This is a genomic window from Hyphobacterium indicum (assembly GCF_003129605.1).
Taxonomy (GTDB): domain Bacteria; phylum Pseudomonadota; class Alphaproteobacteria; order Caulobacterales; family Maricaulaceae; genus Hyphobacterium; species Hyphobacterium indicum.
Genome location: NZ_QBDX01000004.1, coordinates 268,007 through 283,092, shown reverse-complemented (window position 1 = coordinate 283,092; position 15,086 = coordinate 268,007). Strand labels below are relative to the sequence as shown.

The window sequence follows — 15,086 nt, the reverse complement described above, 5'->3', positions numbered from 1 at the left end:
GTCAGTCCTTTCCGCCGAGGAAATGGCCGCACTGATCCTGCAGCACGCGCTCGGGAACGGATTTGACCTCGCCAGGTTGCAGATTGCCCAGCTGGAAAGGCCCATAGGAGATCCGGATCAGGCGGTTCACCGTCATGCCGACGGCCGCCAGCGCTTTGCGGATTTCCCGGTTCTTGCCCTCGCGCAGCGACACATTCAGCCACTTGTTGCCGCCCTGCTCGCGTTCAATCTCCACTTCGATCGGGCCGTATTTTACGCCTTCGGCAGTGATGCCCTTGCGCAGCTTTTCCAGCTCGACCTCGGTCACACGGCCAAAGGCCCGGACCCGGTAGCGCCGCGCCCAGCCGGTTGAGGGTAATTCGAGCGCACGCGAAAGCTCGCCATTATTGGTGAGAAGAAGCAGGCCTTCCGAATTCAGATCCAGACGCCCGATCGAGATGACGCGTCCGAGTTCCTTCGGCAGTTTTTGAAAGACTGTGTCGCGGCCCTCCGGATCCTTGTGAGAGGTCACAAGGCCTGTGGGCTTGTGATAGCGCCAAAGACGGGTTTTCTCCGGTTCGCCAACGGGTTTGCCATCAACGGCGATCCTGTCCTTTGGCGATACATTCAGGGCCGGGCTCGTCAACGTCTTTCCATTGACGGTCACGCGGCCATCCGCGATCAGTTGTTCCGACCCGCGGCGGCTGGCGATGCCGGCCCGCGCGAGCACTTTCGCAATGCGTTCTCCGGAGTTTCGTTGATCTGCCAATGCTTGACCCTTCTGCGCTTCACGCATACGCCGCAGGTGTCATGAGCGAGACCCGCGATCAATCCTTTATGCAGTTGGCACTGGCCGCGGCGCAAGCGGCGGCTGAAGCGGGCGAAGTGCCGGTGGGTGCCGTGATTGTTGATCCGGCAACCGATGCAGTGCTTGCCACAGCCGGAAATGCGCCTATCGCCGGGCATGATCCGACTGCGCATGCCGAAATCCGTGCGATCCGCTTGGCTGCAGAAAAGTTTGGCAATTACCGCCTTTCGGGCATGGAGCTTTATGTCACCCTCGAGCCGTGCGCCATGTGTGCCGGGGCGATCAGCTTTGCCCGGATTGGCCGGCTCGTTTTCGGGGCGGCTGACGAAAAAGGCGGTGCGGTGCTGCATGGGCCGCGATTCTTTGATCAACCGACCTGTCACTGGAAACCGGAAATTGTCCCGAGTGTGCTCGCTGATGAGTCCTCGCGACTCCTCAGGACCTTTTTCCGGGAGCGGCGCTGAGCCGCGCTTCCAGTCCCGCCCGTACCTCCGGCCACTCGTCGCTGAGCACCGAAAACCAGACCGTGTCGCGCAAATCGCCGCGCCATGTCCGCATCTGACGGCGAAGCGTGCCTTCATATCTGGCCCCCATTTTCAGCATCGCCGCCTGTGAGCGTTTGTTGAGACCATGCGTTTTCAATTCGGCGCGTTCGGCTCCGCACTCGAACAGGCGCGTCAGCAGCGCCAGCTTGCAGGCCGGATTGACTTCTGTGCCGTGCGCGGTTGCTGCATACCAGGTCCAGCCGATTTCGGCGCGCTGGTTGCGAGGCGAGATCACGAGATAGGCGGAATGTCCGACCATCTCGCCGGTTGTCTTGCGGAAGATGACATGGCTGATCTGACTGCCAGTTGCCTGCGTCTCCAGCATCAGGTCGAACCAGGCATCGAAATACTCACCATCGCCACGGATTGTTGTCCACGCCCAAAGATCCGGATCCGACGCGAGTGGCCGCAACTGCTCGCGGTGCTTCTCTGTCATCGGCTCCAGGCGCACCCAGTCATTTTCCAGTATGGCAGGTGTCAAATTCATCTCTTGCGCTTTTAGCTGAGCAGCATGACGCCACGTATCACATAGACCAGGCCAACACCCGTCACGATCCATTTCGTATATTTGCGGAAATTGGCATCGCTCATCAGATCAAGGACACGGGCGCCCAGCGTGGTGCCGAGTATGGCCAGCGGAGCGGCGGCCAACAGCCATTGCCATTGCGCCAGTGCGCCACCGGCAAGGGCCGGAGCCAGATAAAAGGCGATCTTGGCAGCGTGAGCTGCGACCTGCGTGGCTGCCTTGGTCGCCACAATGGTTCTGCGATCCATGCCGTCAGCGACAAAGAAAATGTCCAGCAAAGGGCCGGACACGCCGGCCACGATGTTCAGCCCGGTCACTGAAAAACCGCACAGTACGGCGTGGCCAGGCCGGCGGGCATCAAGGCTGAGATACTGTTTCGGAATCCATATCAGGGCGGGGACCAGACCCAGAAGGATGAAAAGCCATGGCTTCGAGACTTCGAAGGCAAATCCGATCAGGAGGGCAAAAGCCAAGGCCGACCCGCCAAGATAAATACCCAATACCCGCCAGTCGATGAATCTGCGCCAGAGAATCGCCCGCCAGCCATTGGCGACACTCTGGATAGCGCCATGCGTTACCATGGCGGCGGAAACGGGCAGGAGGAGGGCCAGCACACCCATCAGGATCAGCCCGCCTGCCATTCCGAAAATCCCGGAAATGAAAGCTGTCACAAGGGTTGCAGCAAGAATGACGGGCCAGATCATGAGAATCATCCCCCCAAAAGGATTGACCCGGCTATAGTCCGTGTCAGATCGTATTCAAAATGCAGGACCGGGACCTAAGGGGAGACTCATGGAATTTTCGTATTCGCCGCGGTGTCAGGATTATCTTGACCGCCTTCGCGCCTTCATGGATGCGCACATCTATCCGAATGAGGCCACTTATGCCGAACAACTGGCCGGCTTCGGAGAGAATCGCTGGCAGGTGATCCCGGTCATCGAGGAATTGAAAGAGAAGGCCAAGGCTGCCGATCTCTGGAACCTGTTTCTGCCGGAATCCGAAAAAGGCGCAGGATTGACCAATCTTGATTATGCGCCGCTGGCCGAAGAAATGGGGCGTGTGCCGTGGTCGGCGGAGGTGTTCAATTGTGCGGCGCCCGATACCGGCAATATGGAAGTGCTGGCGCGTTACGGTACGCCGGAACAGCAGCAGCAATGGATGGAGCCCCTTCTGGCGGGGAAAATCCGGTCTGCCTTCCTGATGACAGAGCCGGAAGTCGCTTCTTCGGATGCCACCAACATTCAGTGCAAGATCGAGCGCGATGGAGACGAATACGTCATCAATGGCCGCAAATGGTGGTCGTCGGGGGCCGGCGATCCGCGTTGTGCCATTTATATCGTGATGGGCAAGTCGGATCCGGATGCGGACAAATACCGTCAGCAGTCAATGATCCTTGTTCCGGCAGATGCCAAAGGTGCGACGGTCAAGCGCCATCTTCCGGTATTCGGTTATGACGATGCGCCACACGGGCATATGGAAGTCGAGCTGAAAGATGTCCGCGTGCCAGCCTCCAACATGCTGCTGGGTGAAGGCCGCGGTTTCGAAATCGCCCAAGGCCGGCTGGGGCCGGGCCGTATTCACCATTGCATGCGGACCATCGGAGCCGCCGAGCGAGCGCTGGAACTGATGGTGAAGCGTGGAATGAGCCGCGTCGCCTTCGGTCAGCGGGTGGCAGACTTCTCCATCTGGCATCATCGTATTGCCCGGGCCCGGATCGACATTGAAAGCGCCCGGCTGCTGACGCTGAAGGCGGCGTGGATGATGGACACGGTCGGCAACAAGGCCGCCCAGAGAGAAATTGCAATGATCAAGGTGTCCGCCCCGCGTGTGGCTCTGCAGGTCATTGACGATGCTATCCAGATTCATGGCGGTGCGGGTGTTTCGGCCGACACACCACTGGCCAGTGCCTATGCCGGAATCCGGACGCTGCGTATGGCCGACGGTCCTGACGAAGTACATGAACGGGCGATTGCGCGCATGGAAATGAAACGATTGTCCAACGAGGGGTGAAGATGGAAAGCGCTGCAATCGGTATTGCCGGACTGTTCGGGGTGATCGGTGCCGGGCTGGGCCTTGGTGCGATTATTTCTCCGGAGTGGGCAGCAAGGCTGGTCAGGATGCAGGCCGATCCGGCGAATCCAGAGGGCTATGCAGAATTCCGCGCCACGTTTGGCGGTGTTTTTCTCTTCCTCCATCTGGCGTTTCTTGCCTCGATTATTCTGAATCAGGGTGTCATCGGCGCTGCTGCTGTATTGTCGTTCGGGTGGGGCGGTGCGGCGCTCGGCCGAATCCTGTCCCTCATGCTGGACGGAGAACAGGTCCGCACGAAACATAATTTTGTTTCGATTGTCGTCGAAACGGCCGCCGCCATCGCCTTTGCTTTGCCGGTGGCAAATTTCGTGATCAACCCGCCGGCCTGACTTTTCCTTTCGCCGCTCTACATCTTTCGCAAGATCGGTTTTTCAAGGAGAGCGGGCGGATGGAGCTCATTCAGATACCAGCGGCGGGTGCTGCTGCCATTGGCTGTGCCATGGGAGCGGCAAGTCTTCTGGTTCCGCGCTGGGGCGCAACTGTCGTACGTCTGCAGCCCGATCCGCGCTGGCGGGGCGGCTGGTCGGAATTCCGCGCCAGCTATGGCGGAGCCTTTTTCCTGGGGCATGCCGCGATATTGCTGACCTTTGTTATGCAGACCCAGGCCGGAATGGCTGCGCTGATGGGAACCAGCTTTGCCATGGGCGCTTTCTGGATGGGGATGGCGCTCGGGCGTATTGTGTCGATGGCCGCCGATCATGGCCAGCATCAGACCCGCACCGGATATAATGCCGCTGCGGTGGTGTTTGAATCGCTTATGGGGCTAGCCTTATGGGTGCCGTTCCTTGCGCATCTGGGCGGCTAATTGCCTGCCTTTTCGGCAAAAGACCATGCATAATCCGCCATTGGCTCGACCATCGCACCATACTCCCTTGCCTTGGCATTGGAGGCATTGCCCTGCGTTGACCGGTGATAGACGCCCTGAACAATGGCGGCGAGCCTGAAAAGATTATAGGCGAAATAGAAGTCGAGTTGCGGCAGGCCCTCGCGACCTGTGCGGCGGCAATATGCTTCCACATACGCCGCCTCATCGGGAATGTTCAACTCCTTCAGATTGGCACCGAGAAATCCGTTCCGCATTTCTTTCGGCGTGCGCCATTGCATGAGCTGATAGGTGAAGTCCGCAAGCGGGTCACCCAGGGTCGAAAGCTCCCAATCGAGTACCGCAACGACTTTCGGTTCATTCTTGTCAAAAATCATGTTGTCGAGCCGGAAATCACCATGAACGATACTGGCGCGATCCTGCTCCGGTGCCGCATCGGGCAGCCAGTCAATCAACCGGTCCATGGAGGCAATCGTATGAGTCTCCGACGCCTTGTACTGTTTTGACCAGCGGGCGATCTGACGCGGGATATAAGCGTCAGGCTTGCCATAGTCACCGAGGCCGATGCGCTCCGGGTCAAAGGCATGGAGGGCCGCCAGCGTCTCGTTCATGGAATCATAAATGCGGGCCCGGTCAGCCGGGTCTATCGACGGCAGGTAAGGGTCCCAGAATATGCGGCCATCGATAAAATCCATGACGTAGAATGCCGTGCCGATGACGTCAGGGTCTTCGCACAGACCATGCATTTTCGGCACCGGGAAGCCCTGTGCGCCGAGCGCGCTCATCACCCGGAATTCGCGGTCAACGGCATGCGCGGACGGCAGCAACTTGCCGGGGGGCTTGCGGCGCAGCACATAGGCCTTGCCAGGCGTTTCGAGTTTGTAGGTCGGGTTGGACTGACCGCCCTTGAACTGGCCGACGCGCAGCGGGCCGGAAAAACCCTCCACATTTGCTTTCATCCAGTCCAACAGGGCGGCTTCGTTGAACCGCAGAGCCTCGGCGACGTCCTTTGTGCCGGAAAAAGTGTCGTCAAGATTGGTCATTGGCGGGAATAGACCTCTCCGCCTTGCATCACGAAATCCACATCCTCGAGCTCGGTAATGTCATCCAGAGGATTGCCGGAAACGGCAATAATATCGGCGTACCTGCCGGGCGCGATGGTCCCGATGTCATCAGCCATCTGCACGTGGGCAGCGGCTGTTACCGTGGCGGACCGGATGGCGTCCATGGGCGAAAGTCCGGCCTCCACGAGCAGCGCAAACTCACGGGCATTGTCACCATGACGCGATACGCCGCTATCGGTTCCAAATGCGATCATGACGCCCCCCGCATGAGCGCGACGGGCCATCTCGATCATATTGGGGCCGACTTCCAGCGATTTCTGGCGGACTTCCGGAGTCATCCAGTCCGCGCTGGTGGCAATTTCGGCAACCGTTGCGCCGGCGAGCAGGGTGGGTACGAGATACACATTGTTGCGGCGGAACAGACGTATGGATTCATCATCCAGATAAGTGCCGTGTTCGATGGAGTGGATACCGTTCTCGATCGCTGAATTGATACCGGTCACACCATGAGCATGCGCGGTGACATAGCGGCCCATCATGCGGGCAGCTTCCATGATGGACGCCAGCTCGTCGTCGAAGAATTGCTGTTCGGTCCCGGCAGCTGTCTGGGACAGAACGCCGCCGGTTGCGGTGATCTTGATGAGATCGACGCGGGCGCGGACCAGTTCGCGAACAACCCGCCGGCAGTCTGCGGGGCCATTGCAGGCGGCCCGGCTGGAGAAGGCATGCATGATATCTTCATTATAGCCATTGATATCGCCATGACCGCCCGTTGGTGTGACCGAGGGTCCGGATACCCGCATACGCGGGCCGGCGAAGTCTCCGTCCCGCTGGCCGTCACGCAGGGCGATGATGGCTTCGAGTTCGCCGCCGACATCCTGAACGGTTGTAAAGCCCGCCATCAGAGTCGCCCGGGCATTGCGTACCCCGTCAATTGCCCAGTCCGCAGAGGAAAAGGTGACGTTCTGCAGGCGCCGTTCAGGGTTCAGTTCCGACAAGAGGTGAACATGGCTGTCGATCAGTCCCGGCAGAACGAAGTGATCAGAAAGATCAACATATTCCGCTCCGTCGATCTCGATGAAACCGCTTTCAATCCGGTCGATGCGTTCGCCAAGGATGACAATTGACTGCTCTTCGGCAGGCGCCTCGCCGGGAATGGCGAGCAACCAGCCCGCATGGATGATGGTCACATTGTCCTGAGCCGCGGCCACCGGGCTTAAGGCCAGCGCCAGAAATGCGATTACAAACCTGATCATGATGTCTCCCCGATATTTTCACGCAGACTAGCTTGAAGTCTTCAGTGCACGCCACCCTATATCACGACGGCAGAAACCGCCGGGCCAGTCGATGACATCAACGGCCTGATAGGCCCGGTCGATGGCTTCGCGATAGCTGTTCCCGCGCGCCGTTACATTCAGAACCCGGCCGCCATTTGCCAGAAGCCGGCCCTCTGCATCGCGTTTGGTCCCGGCGTGGAATACTGTCACCTGATCCATCGCGCTGGCGGCATCGACATTGCGGATTTCAGTGCCTTTTTCATAGTCACCCGGATAGCCTTTTGCCGCCATGACAACGGTAACGGCCGCACTGCCATGCCAGGACAGGGGTGGCATCCCGCCGAGTTCCTGATCAGCGCAGGCTTTCAGATAAGGCACGATGTCGCTCAGCATCCGCATCATCAGGATCTGGCATTCGGGATCGCCAAAGCGGGCGTTGAACTCGATCAGCCGCGGTCCGTCCTCACTGATCATCAGACCGGCGAACAGGACACCGGAATACGGCATTCCCTCATCTGCCAGTGTTTTTATAGCCGGCAGGATGATCTCGTCCATCGTCTGCCGGACAATCGCTGGACCCGCAACCGGCGTTGGCGAATACGCGCCCATTCCGCCAGTGTTGGGACCCTTGTCGCCATCATGGGCGCGCTTGTGATCCTGGGCCGAGATCAACGGCATCGCCGTTATACCGTCGCAGAATGCAAAAAAGGAGGCTTCCTCGCCTTTCAGGAATTCCTCGATAACGAGTGTCTTGCCGGCGTCACCGAACTTGCCGGACATCATCTCGTCAATTTCAGCTTCGGCTTCCTCGCGCGTTTCCGGAATAACGACTCCCTTGCCGGCTGCCAAACCATCCGCCTTCAGAACATAAGGCGGGGAGAGACTGTCCAGAAAGGTTTTGGCTTCCTGCGGATCGGTAAATTTTCCATAGCGTGCCGTCGGGATTCCGGCCCTGTCGCAGAGTTCCTTTGTAAAGGCTTTCGAGGCCTCGACCTGCGCCGCGTCTGCATTGGGGCCGAAAACCGAAATGCCTATGGCCCGCAAGCGGTCGCCGAGCCCGGCAACCAGCGGCGCTTCAGGTCCGATCACGACGAGATCAATGGCTTTGTCGATAGCAAAATCGGTCAGAGCAAACACATCATCTGCGGCGATATCGACACAATCGGCTTCCTGAGCGATTCCAGCATTGCCAGGTGCGCAGTAAAGCCGCTCCACTATCGGGCTTTTCCGGATTTTCCAGCAAAGCGCGTGCTCGCGGCCCCCGCCGCCGACAACCAGAATCTTCATGTCGCACCTCCTGCTTTCTCACGGCTAGCGGATTGGAAAGCTGTTGGCGAGTCTGCCGCCGCCATTGCCGCAGCAATGCCAAGCGATTACCAACAGGGAATGGCAGAAACCGAGTCCAATACGCCGGAATTTTCCGTCTCCGAGCTGGCGAATTCGCTGAAGCGGACCGTCGAGGATGCGTACGGACATGTGCGCGTTCGCGGTGAACTGGGTCGGGTGACAACGCCGCGCTCGGGTCATGTCTATCTGGACCTCAAGGACGAGAAGGCCGTCATTTCCGGTGTCATGTGGAAAGGCATGGTATCGCGGCTCAATTTCCGGCCGGAAGAAGGCCTGGAAGTCATATGCGAAGGCAAGCTGACCACTTATCCTGGTCAGTCAAAATACCAGATCATTATCGAGCGCATGGAACCGGCGGGGGCGGGCGCTCTGATGGCGCTGCTCGAGGAGCGGAAGAAAAAACTGGCTGCCGAAGGCTTGTTCGAGTCGGGCAGGAAAAAGGCCATTCCCTATTTGCCACGCGTGATCGGCGTGGTCACATCCCCTACCGGCGCTGTGATACGGGATATTCTGCATCGGCTGGAAGACCGCTTTCCCCGGCACGTCCTGTTGTGGCCGGTTCTGGTCCAGGGCGAGGGGGCGGCAGCACAGATTGCGGCAGCGATTGAGGGCTTCAATGCCATAGACGGGACTGGCGGCATTCCACGTCCTGATGTGTTGATCGTGGCGCGCGGCGGCGGTTCGGTTGAGGATTTGTGGTGCTTCAATGAAGAGGTCGTGGTCCGGGCAGCCGCCAGCTCGGTAATACCGCTGATCTCTGCGGTCGGACACGAGACCGACACGACATTGATCGATTTTGCCTCAGACCGGCGCGCACCGACCCCGACCGGCGCCGCTGAAATCGCTGTCCCGGTCCGGTCCGAGCTGATGCAGGATCTGCGCGGCTGGGCGGATCGTCTGTCGCGGGGCCTGATGCGGCTGATCGAGCGGCGAAGGGCAGAATTCCGCGCGACTTCCCGGGTGTTTCCGGCCCCTCAGGCGCTGCTGGGGCCGATGCGTCAGCGCCTTGATCTCGCCTCGACCGGCATCCGGCCCGATGCGTTGCGGCGGGATATCCGGTCAAAGGCCGAAAAAGTGGCCGGTGCCGGTGGCCGTCTGACATCCAGCCTGCGCCGGCAAGTGAAATCCGGGCGCGAGCAAATGAGCTCTGTCAGCTCGCGTCTTGGCCGTGCCAGCCCCGCCCGTCTGGCGATTCAATGCCGGGACAGGACGGAAAAGCTTGCAGACCGGCTGGTGCAGGCAGGAAAGCGGTCATTGATCCGAAAACACCGGGATCTGGCAGCAGTCGCCGGACGTCATGCCCTGTTGGGTCATCAATCTGTACTCAGGCGCGGATTTGCCCTGATCCGGGACATGGATGGACGGCTGGTGCGGAAAAGTCGCGGCTTGTCGGCCGGACAATCGGTTTCCATCGAACTGGCGGATGGCCGCAAGAATGCCGTGATTGACGGGCAGACAGGTCAGCAACGGCCCAAATCCCGCAAGATCAAGCCGGCTGCAAGTGAAAAGCAGGGGCGGCTGTTCTAGGCTGAAACAAGCGGCTAGGATTGCAAGCATGATGAAGACACCGTTCAGCAAAGAGTTTGCCGGCGAGGCCGTGCTCGAATTTGGCGATGCCGATTTCATGATCCTGAAGCCGGGCGCCTTTGTGCGCTGCGCAGTCACCAGGGAAGAAATCCCGTTGCAGGATTTGCGTTACTGGAGCGCCGAGCTGCAGGAAGCCTACAAGGACGGCTATGCGTCTGCGGAACGCTGGAAGTCCGTTTACGAGGAGCCTGGACGATGATGATTCTTGCCGCATTGCTGGCTTTGCAGGCGCCCGGGGCCGACCCGATCGCTGATGTGTTGAGCGCGGATTCCGAATTTCCGCTGGCGGGAGAAATCCGGGAGATTGCCGAACCGGAATTGAGCTGTATTGGCCAGTATATCGAAGGGGCCGCCATTGTCTGCCGGGCCGAACCCGGGACGATCATATCACTGGGTGATCAGTCCGGAACAGCTGACAGCGATGGATGGGTCATCCTCGGGATCAATCGTGACAGCGAAGATGTATTGACGCTGACAGCTGCGCTCCCTTCGGGTGCAATGATCGAGCAGCAGTACGAGATCGAACAGCGGGAATACAATATTCAACGCGTGGACGGAGTCCCGCCGCAAACCGTCAATCCGCCGGCTGAGGCGCTTGCCCTGATCCGTGAACAATCCCGCATGAAGGCTGCCGCCTATACCAGCCGCTGGGACGGGGCGGGTTTTGCCGGCGGATTTATAGCGCCTGCCGAGGGCATTATTTCAGGCGTTTACGGGTCGCAGCGTTTTTACAATGGCGAGCCGCGCCGCCCGCATTACGGGCTGGATTATGCCAATGATGCCGGCACGCCAGTTCATGCACCGGCCGCAGGTATCGTCACTTTGGCCGATCCGGACATGTATTATGAGGGCGGGCTGATCTTCATCGATCACGGGCAGGGCTTTACCAGCGCCTTCCTTCACCTCGGTGCCGTTCACGTAACGGTTGGCGATGTCGTGGAACAGGGTGAGCTTATCGGCGAAATCGGGTCGGGTGGCCGTGCGACGGGCGCCCATCTCGACTGGCGGATCAAATGGCGCAACCGCTATATTGATCCGGCCCTGGTATTGACGCTTGATCCTGCATCCTTGCGGTAGATCGCCTTGTCCCAGCGGCGGTGGACCCAGAACCATTGTTCCGGAGCTTCTATGATCCGGTCTTCAACCCATTTGTTGATGCGGGAGACCGTTTCCAGAACGGCGGCGGACTTATCCGCCAGCCGTGAATGGGGGATCGGCTCGTAAAAGGTTACGCGGAACCGCGTTCCACCGAGTCTGCGGACACCAATCGGCACAATCGGTGCGCCAAACTTCATCGCCATCTTGGCTGGGCCGGAGGCCGTCATGGCCTGATGGCCGAAAAAGGGCGCGGCAATTCCGTCATTCATTTTCTGATCATTCATCAGCGCAACGGACATGCCCTGTTTGAGATTTGTCAGCAATTCCTTGGCGCCGACACCGCCCTTTGCGGTCAGCAGCTTGATGCCATAGGCGTGCCGGGAATCGAGAATGCGCTTGTCGACAAGCGGATTGTTCGCATGACGATAGGTGATGTTGCAATTGAGGTTCAGCTTGGCGATCGCCGCGCCCATCACCTCCCAATTGGCGAAATGACCTGCGACCAGCACATAGGGCTGCCCCTGTCGTTCAAGATCCAGAACGATCTCTTCGCCTGAAATTTCACCGCGCTCGCCATAAACCTCGGGGCGGTAATGGCGCATATTCGGATTTTCGCCGACCAGCCGGCCGAAATTATCCCACATGCGATCAAGCAACCGGTCGATTTCCGGTCCCGACGCAGTGGGAAAGCAACGCTCCATATTGATGCGGGCGACGCGGTGAACCGGGGTGAGTGGTCCAATACGCCGCAAGGCGGCGCTGCCAAAGGCCGATGCGCCCTCCAGCCCCATGGACTGGAAGGTCAGCTGAAAGCTGTCCCAGGCTAGAGCTTCCGCCCGCCAACCGATTCGCTGAAGCCATCCCGCGCTCATAACCGGGGTTTAGCGCCGCGCTGCGGCGGCGTCCAATGCCTGTTCAAGCAAGGCGGTGGCTCTCGCAGGTTCTTCAAACACTGCACGGACCGGCCAGGCTGTAATTCCCTCGCGATCCGGCGCGGGTATCCGGACCAGATCCTTTTCCGTGGTCATCAGTTGTGCGCCTGCCGCTTCTGCCAGAGACCTTAACTGGCGCAGATCATTTCGGGAGAATTCATGGTGGTCGGGATAGGCTTTTGTGCCGCCAATCCGGGCGCCGGCTTTTGCCAGAGCGTTGAAGAATTTTTCCGGACGGCCAATCCCTGCAAAGGCAAAGAGCGTGTCGGCCGGTGGTGCAGAATCCGGTTCAAGCCAAGCCTTCAGAACCGGCACTTCAACCTCCGTCAGGCCGAGGCGGTCATAATCCGGTTCGTAATCAGGGGCCGGTATCATCAGGACAATGGCATCGGCCCTTGCAAGGCCATCATCAAAATTCTCCCGCAACGGCCCGGCCGGAAAGACACGTCCATTTCCCCAACCAGCTTCGGCATCAACCACCAAAATCGACACATCCTTGTGGAGCTGCGGATTCTGGTGGCCATCATCCATGATGATGACTTCCGCCTGATGGAGAATGGCGGCTTCGGCGCCGGCGCGGCGATTCCGGCTGATCCAGACAGGAGCGGCGCGGGCCAGTAACAAGGGCTCGTCACCGACATCCCTTGCCGTATGCCGTCCGAGATCGACGCAGAGCGGGCCTTTGACCGATCCGCCATAACCACGGCTCAGCGCCTGGACATTGATGCCGGCCTCTCTCAAAGCGCCCAGCAAAGCTATTGCCACAGGGGTCTTTCCGGTCCCGCCCACTGTCAGATTCCCGACGCAGATGACCGCGGCATCCACTTTCGCAGATTTCGCATTGCGGATCCGCGTTGCGACCTGCGTTGCAAAGACTGGACCCAGAGGCTGAAGGAGCAGGGCCATTAGCTTTTCCAGCAGCGTTGCGGGCTCATGGTACCAGAAATGCGGCGGTTTCATCGTGGCCCTTCGGGCATGAGCGAAAGAATGGCCGCCAGCGTTTCGTCCATTGCGCTGCCTGTCAATTCCTGCAAGGCGCGCCGGGCCCCGGCCAGGCGGTCTTCAGTTACATCCCTAAGTGCTGCGGCGATCTCTGCGGGCGACCCGACAATCGCGACACCCTCATGTTTTCTGTAGGCAGCAAAAACGTCCTCAAAGCTGGCGGTATAAGGTCCCGAAATGACCGGGCACCCGGCCCGGGTCGCTTCCACCGGATTGTGCCCACCAATGCCGTCCCTGAGGCTGCCACCTATGACAGCCTGATCGGCAAGCGCATACCAGAGCGTCATTTCTCCCAGCGTATCCGCCAGCCAGACCTGAGTGCCTGTATCAGGCAATTCACTCCGGGACCGCTGGGCAAAAGTCAGCCCCGCTGCTCTGACAGTATTGGCGAGTTCGTGGCCCCGTTCCGGGTGCCGCGGCGCCAGAATTAACAGGGCCTCGGGACGGGTTTCCAGATAATGGCGGTGGGCCTGGAGCAGGATCTGCTCTTCACCGGCATGCGTGCTGGCGGCCAGCCAGACCGGGCGTTCGCCCAGCACGGAACGAACGGCGTCCAGCACCTTTCTGTCAGGATCGGACGCAGATATCTGGAGTTTGAGATTACCCACGAGCGGGACAGCATGTCCTGCAAGTTTGTTCAGACCTGCGGCCGTACGTTCATCGGCTGCGCCGATCCATCTGAACGCCGAGAGCAAATGCCGGGCAGCGTCCCTGCGCTTGTGCCAATTGATGAGCGAGGCTTCATTCATGCGCGCATTGACCAGTGCGGCGGGCATGTTGCGGCTTTGCATTTCTATCAACAGATTGGGCCAGAGTTCGGATTCCACGAATATGGCGGCATCAGGTTGCCAGTGATCAAGGAAACGCCGGACCGGCCCTAGCCGGTCGACCGGGATATATTGGTGCCGGGCCCCCGCCGGCAGTTTTTCAGCCATCAATCGCGCGGATGTTACCGTGCCGGTCGAGACCAGAAACTGCCAGTCTGTTTTATCCTGTAGCCGCCGGACCAGTTCCAGCAGGACAAGGGATTCTCCGACGCTGGCCCCATGCAGCCAGAGAAGTTTTCCCGCCGGACGAGGGAGTTCGGTCCGGCCAAACCGCTCGTTGAGCCGCGTAGCGTCTTCCTTGCCCCGCCGGGCCCGATTGCCGAGAATCCAGCCGGACAATGGCGTGGCCACCCAGACTGCGGCGCGATAAAGCCGTATTGAAAGCGGCAGGCTCACGCGCCTTGCGCCGCCTTGCGCGCAGGCCGGGGTTCCGCAGGTTCGATGACCGGGCCACCGACGGCCTCATCCGCTTCCTGATTGGCATCGTTCAGGCGGCGCTCGAGTTCAAGCCGCAGAGCCTCCATTTCGTCATCGCTGGCATCAGACGGCACGATCAGTGGTTCTTTCCAGACCAACACGCCCTTGCCGAAAGGATAGGGCAAGACAAAACGGTCCCATGAGTTGAAAATTCTCTTGTTCGTAATGGCCCAGGAAAAAATCATGATTGGCTTGCCCGTGATCCGGGCCAACTGAATGACGCCCATGCTGGCGCGCTGGCGCGGTCCGCGCGGTCCATCTACGGTCAGGCCCATACAGGCACGCTTCTCAATCGCGCGCTGCATGTCGCGGAAAGCCGTCATGCCGCCTTTCTGTTTGGTTTTTCGTGTGTTTCGCGATGAGCCGCGGATCACGCCGATTCCGAGATTGCGTGCAAACCGGGCAATGAAATCGCCTTCGCGCGAACGTGAAATCAGCATGGTCGGCGTCTGGGGCGCTTTACGATCCCAACCCATAAAGCTCAATCCGATACGCGAATGCCAGAATGCGGCGATCATGCCTTCGCCGGTTCGGGTGCAGACGTCCAGATGTTCCCGCCCGCGCCGGTCCCAGCTTTTGGTGGCCGCGCAAAACTGCATGTATTTCGCAAGTATCCACGAAATAGCCTGCTGGACTGCGGCGGAGGATGTGAGCGATCGCAACATTTGCGTCTTTGCTTGCGTTGATTGGTGCAGGCGTCAAG

17 protein-coding genes are annotated in these 15,086 nt (G+C 59.6%); 7 read left to right on the top strand and 10 right to left on the bottom strand.

Annotated elements, in window-relative coordinates:
• Position 1 precedes the first annotated feature (1 nt).
• Positions 2-748: a pseudouridine synthase gene (locus DBR16_RS09405; protein ID WP_233347720.1), complete on the bottom strand. Its 747-nt coding sequence runs from the start codon at positions 746-748 to the stop codon at positions 2-4.
• Positions 749-789: 41 nt separating this feature from the next.
• On the opposite strand from DBR16_RS09405, the gene DBR16_RS09400 reads away from it, so the two are divergent.
• Positions 790-1,251, top strand: coding sequence for a nucleoside deaminase (locus DBR16_RS09400; RefSeq protein WP_233347718.1), 462 nt, complete (start codon positions 790-792; stop codon positions 1,249-1,251).
• Here the strand turns inward: DBR16_RS09400 and DBR16_RS09395 are convergent.
• Complete coding sequence (locus DBR16_RS09395; protein WP_109261004.1) at positions 1,223-1,819, bottom strand: GNAT family N-acetyltransferase; 597 nt, start codon at positions 1,817-1,819, stop codon at positions 1,223-1,225. The genes DBR16_RS09400 and DBR16_RS09395 overlap by 29 nt on opposite strands.
• An 11-nt stretch (positions 1,820-1,830) precedes the next feature.
• Positions 1,831-2,562, bottom strand: a complete 732-nt coding sequence (locus DBR16_RS09390; RefSeq protein WP_109261822.1) for a sulfite exporter TauE/SafE family protein — start codon at positions 2,560-2,562, stop codon at positions 1,831-1,833.
• 88 nt (positions 2,563-2,650) lie between these two features.
• Between DBR16_RS09390 and DBR16_RS09385 the strand changes: the two genes are divergently transcribed.
• The 3 genes from DBR16_RS09385 to DBR16_RS09375 are packed head-to-tail and all read left to right on the top strand — an operon-like array spanning position 2,651 to position 4,754.
• The gene (locus DBR16_RS09385; RefSeq protein ID WP_109261003.1) at positions 2,651-3,868 is read left to right on the top strand and encodes an acyl-CoA dehydrogenase family protein; all 1,218 of its coding nucleotides are present in this window, start codon (positions 2,651-2,653) and stop codon (positions 3,866-3,868) included.
• A gap of 2 nt (positions 3,869-3,870) precedes the next feature.
• Entirely contained in the window at positions 3,871-4,278 is a 408-nt protein-coding gene (locus DBR16_RS09380) for a DUF4345 family protein (protein ID WP_109261002.1), read from the top strand.
• 59 nt (positions 4,279-4,337) lie between these two features.
• The gene (locus DBR16_RS09375; RefSeq protein ID WP_109261001.1) at positions 4,338-4,754 is read left to right on the top strand and encodes a hypothetical protein; all 417 of its coding nucleotides are present in this window, start codon (positions 4,338-4,340) and stop codon (positions 4,752-4,754) included.
• Here DBR16_RS09375 and DBR16_RS09370 read toward each other — a convergent pair.
• The 3 genes from DBR16_RS09370 to purD are packed head-to-tail and all read right to left on the bottom strand — an operon-like array spanning position 4,751 to position 8,400.
• Entirely contained in the window at positions 4,751-5,815 is a 1,065-nt protein-coding gene (locus DBR16_RS09370) for a phosphotransferase family protein (RefSeq protein WP_109261000.1), read from the bottom strand. The genes DBR16_RS09375 and DBR16_RS09370 overlap by 4 nt on opposite strands.
• Positions 5,812-7,092: a metal-dependent hydrolase family protein gene (locus DBR16_RS09365; protein ID WP_109260999.1), complete on the bottom strand. Its 1,281-nt coding sequence runs from the start codon at positions 7,090-7,092 to the stop codon at positions 5,812-5,814. Before DBR16_RS09365 ends, DBR16_RS09370 begins: the two co-directional genes overlap by 4 nt.
• Positions 7,093-7,119: 27 nt before the next feature.
• Entirely contained in the window at positions 7,120-8,400 is a 1,281-nt protein-coding gene (purD, locus tag DBR16_RS09360; protein ID WP_109260998.1) for a phosphoribosylamine--glycine ligase, read from the bottom strand.
• 99 nt (positions 8,401-8,499) lie between these two features.
• Here purD and xseA point away from each other — a divergent pair, with 99 nt between their 5' ends.
• Genes xseA through DBR16_RS09345 form a run of 3 tightly spaced genes read left to right on the top strand, consistent with a single transcriptional unit; the run spans position 8,500 to position 11,124 of the window.
• The gene (xseA, locus tag DBR16_RS09355; protein WP_109260997.1) at positions 8,500-9,987 is read left to right on the top strand and encodes an exodeoxyribonuclease VII large subunit; all 1,488 of its coding nucleotides are present in this window, start codon (positions 8,500-8,502) and stop codon (positions 9,985-9,987) included.
• Positions 9,988-10,015: 28 nt separating this feature from the next.
• Positions 10,016-10,246 carry a DUF2093 domain-containing protein gene (locus tag DBR16_RS09350; RefSeq protein WP_233347715.1) on the top strand — a complete coding sequence of 77 codons (231 nt, stop codon included), beginning with the start codon at positions 10,016-10,018 and terminating at the stop codon, positions 10,244-10,246.
• Positions 10,243-11,124 carry a M23 family metallopeptidase gene (locus tag DBR16_RS09345; RefSeq protein WP_109260996.1) on the top strand — a complete coding sequence of 294 codons (882 nt, stop codon included), beginning with the start codon at positions 10,243-10,245 and terminating at the stop codon, positions 11,122-11,124. Before DBR16_RS09350 ends, DBR16_RS09345 begins: the two co-directional genes overlap by 4 nt.
• On the opposite strand, the gene DBR16_RS09340 is transcribed toward DBR16_RS09345, so the two are convergent.
• From DBR16_RS09340 to DBR16_RS09325, 4 genes are read right to left on the bottom strand one after another with little or no spacing between them, the layout of a single operon-like run.
• The gene (locus DBR16_RS09340; protein WP_109260995.1) at positions 11,073-12,017 is read right to left on the bottom strand and encodes a lysophospholipid acyltransferase family protein; all 945 of its coding nucleotides are present in this window, start codon (positions 12,015-12,017) and stop codon (positions 11,073-11,075) included. The genes DBR16_RS09345 and DBR16_RS09340 overlap by 52 nt on opposite strands.
• Before the next feature lie 9 nt (positions 12,018-12,026).
• Positions 12,027-13,037: a tetraacyldisaccharide 4'-kinase gene (gene lpxK / locus DBR16_RS09335; protein ID WP_109260994.1), complete on the bottom strand. Its 1,011-nt coding sequence runs from the start codon at positions 13,035-13,037 to the stop codon at positions 12,027-12,029.
• The gene (locus tag DBR16_RS09330) at positions 13,034-14,302 is read right to left on the bottom strand and encodes a 3-deoxy-D-manno-octulosonic acid transferase (protein ID WP_109260993.1); all 1,269 of its coding nucleotides are present in this window, start codon (positions 14,300-14,302) and stop codon (positions 13,034-13,036) included. The genes lpxK and DBR16_RS09330 overlap by 4 nt, the downstream gene beginning before the upstream one ends.
• Positions 14,299-15,048, bottom strand: a complete 750-nt coding sequence (locus DBR16_RS09325) for a lysophospholipid acyltransferase family protein (RefSeq protein ID WP_109260992.1) — start codon at positions 15,046-15,048, stop codon at positions 14,299-14,301. Before DBR16_RS09325 ends, DBR16_RS09330 begins: the two co-directional genes overlap by 4 nt.
• Between the last annotated feature and the right edge of the window lie 38 nt (positions 15,049-15,086).

Coding starts and splice junctions, on each gene's coding strand:
- DBR16_RS09400 (WP_233347718.1), top strand. CDS start 790: ATGAGCGAGACCCGCGATCAATCCTTTATGCAGTTGGCACTGGCCGCG.
- DBR16_RS09395 (WP_109261004.1), bottom strand. CDS start 1,819: ATGAATTTGACACCTGCCATACTGGAAAATGACTGGGTGCGCCTGGAG.
- DBR16_RS09390 (WP_109261822.1), bottom strand. CDS start 2,562: ATGATCTGGCCCGTCATTCTTGCTGCAACCCTTGTGACAGCTTTCATT.
- DBR16_RS09385 (WP_109261003.1), top strand. CDS start 2,651: ATGGAATTTTCGTATTCGCCGCGGTGTCAGGATTATCTTGACCGCCTT.
- DBR16_RS09380 (WP_109261002.1), top strand. CDS start 3,871: ATGGAAAGCGCTGCAATCGGTATTGCCGGACTGTTCGGGGTGATCGGT.
- DBR16_RS09375 (WP_109261001.1), top strand. CDS start 4,338: ATGGAGCTCATTCAGATACCAGCGGCGGGTGCTGCTGCCATTGGCTGT.
- DBR16_RS09370 (WP_109261000.1), bottom strand. CDS start 5,815: ATGACCAATCTTGACGACACTTTTTCCGGCACAAAGGACGTCGCCGAG.
- DBR16_RS09365 (WP_109260999.1), bottom strand. CDS start 7,092: ATGATCAGGTTTGTAATCGCATTTCTGGCGCTGGCCTTAAGCCCGGTG.
- purD (WP_109260998.1), bottom strand. CDS start 8,400: ATGAAGATTCTGGTTGTCGGCGGCGGGGGCCGCGAGCACGCGCTTTGC.
- xseA (WP_109260997.1), top strand. CDS start 8,500: ATGGCAGAAACCGAGTCCAATACGCCGGAATTTTCCGTCTCCGAGCTG.
- DBR16_RS09350 (WP_233347715.1), top strand. CDS start 10,016: ATGATGAAGACACCGTTCAGCAAAGAGTTTGCCGGCGAGGCCGTGCTC.
- DBR16_RS09345 (WP_109260996.1), top strand. CDS start 10,243: ATGATGATTCTTGCCGCATTGCTGGCTTTGCAGGCGCCCGGGGCCGAC.
- DBR16_RS09340 (WP_109260995.1), bottom strand. CDS start 12,017: ATGAGCGCGGGATGGCTTCAGCGAATCGGTTGGCGGGCGGAAGCTCTA.
- lpxK (WP_109260994.1), bottom strand. CDS start 13,037: ATGAAACCGCCGCATTTCTGGTACCATGAGCCCGCAACGCTGCTGGAA.
- DBR16_RS09325 (WP_109260992.1), bottom strand. CDS start 15,048: ATGTTGCGATCGCTCACATCCTCCGCCGCAGTCCAGCAGGCTATTTCG.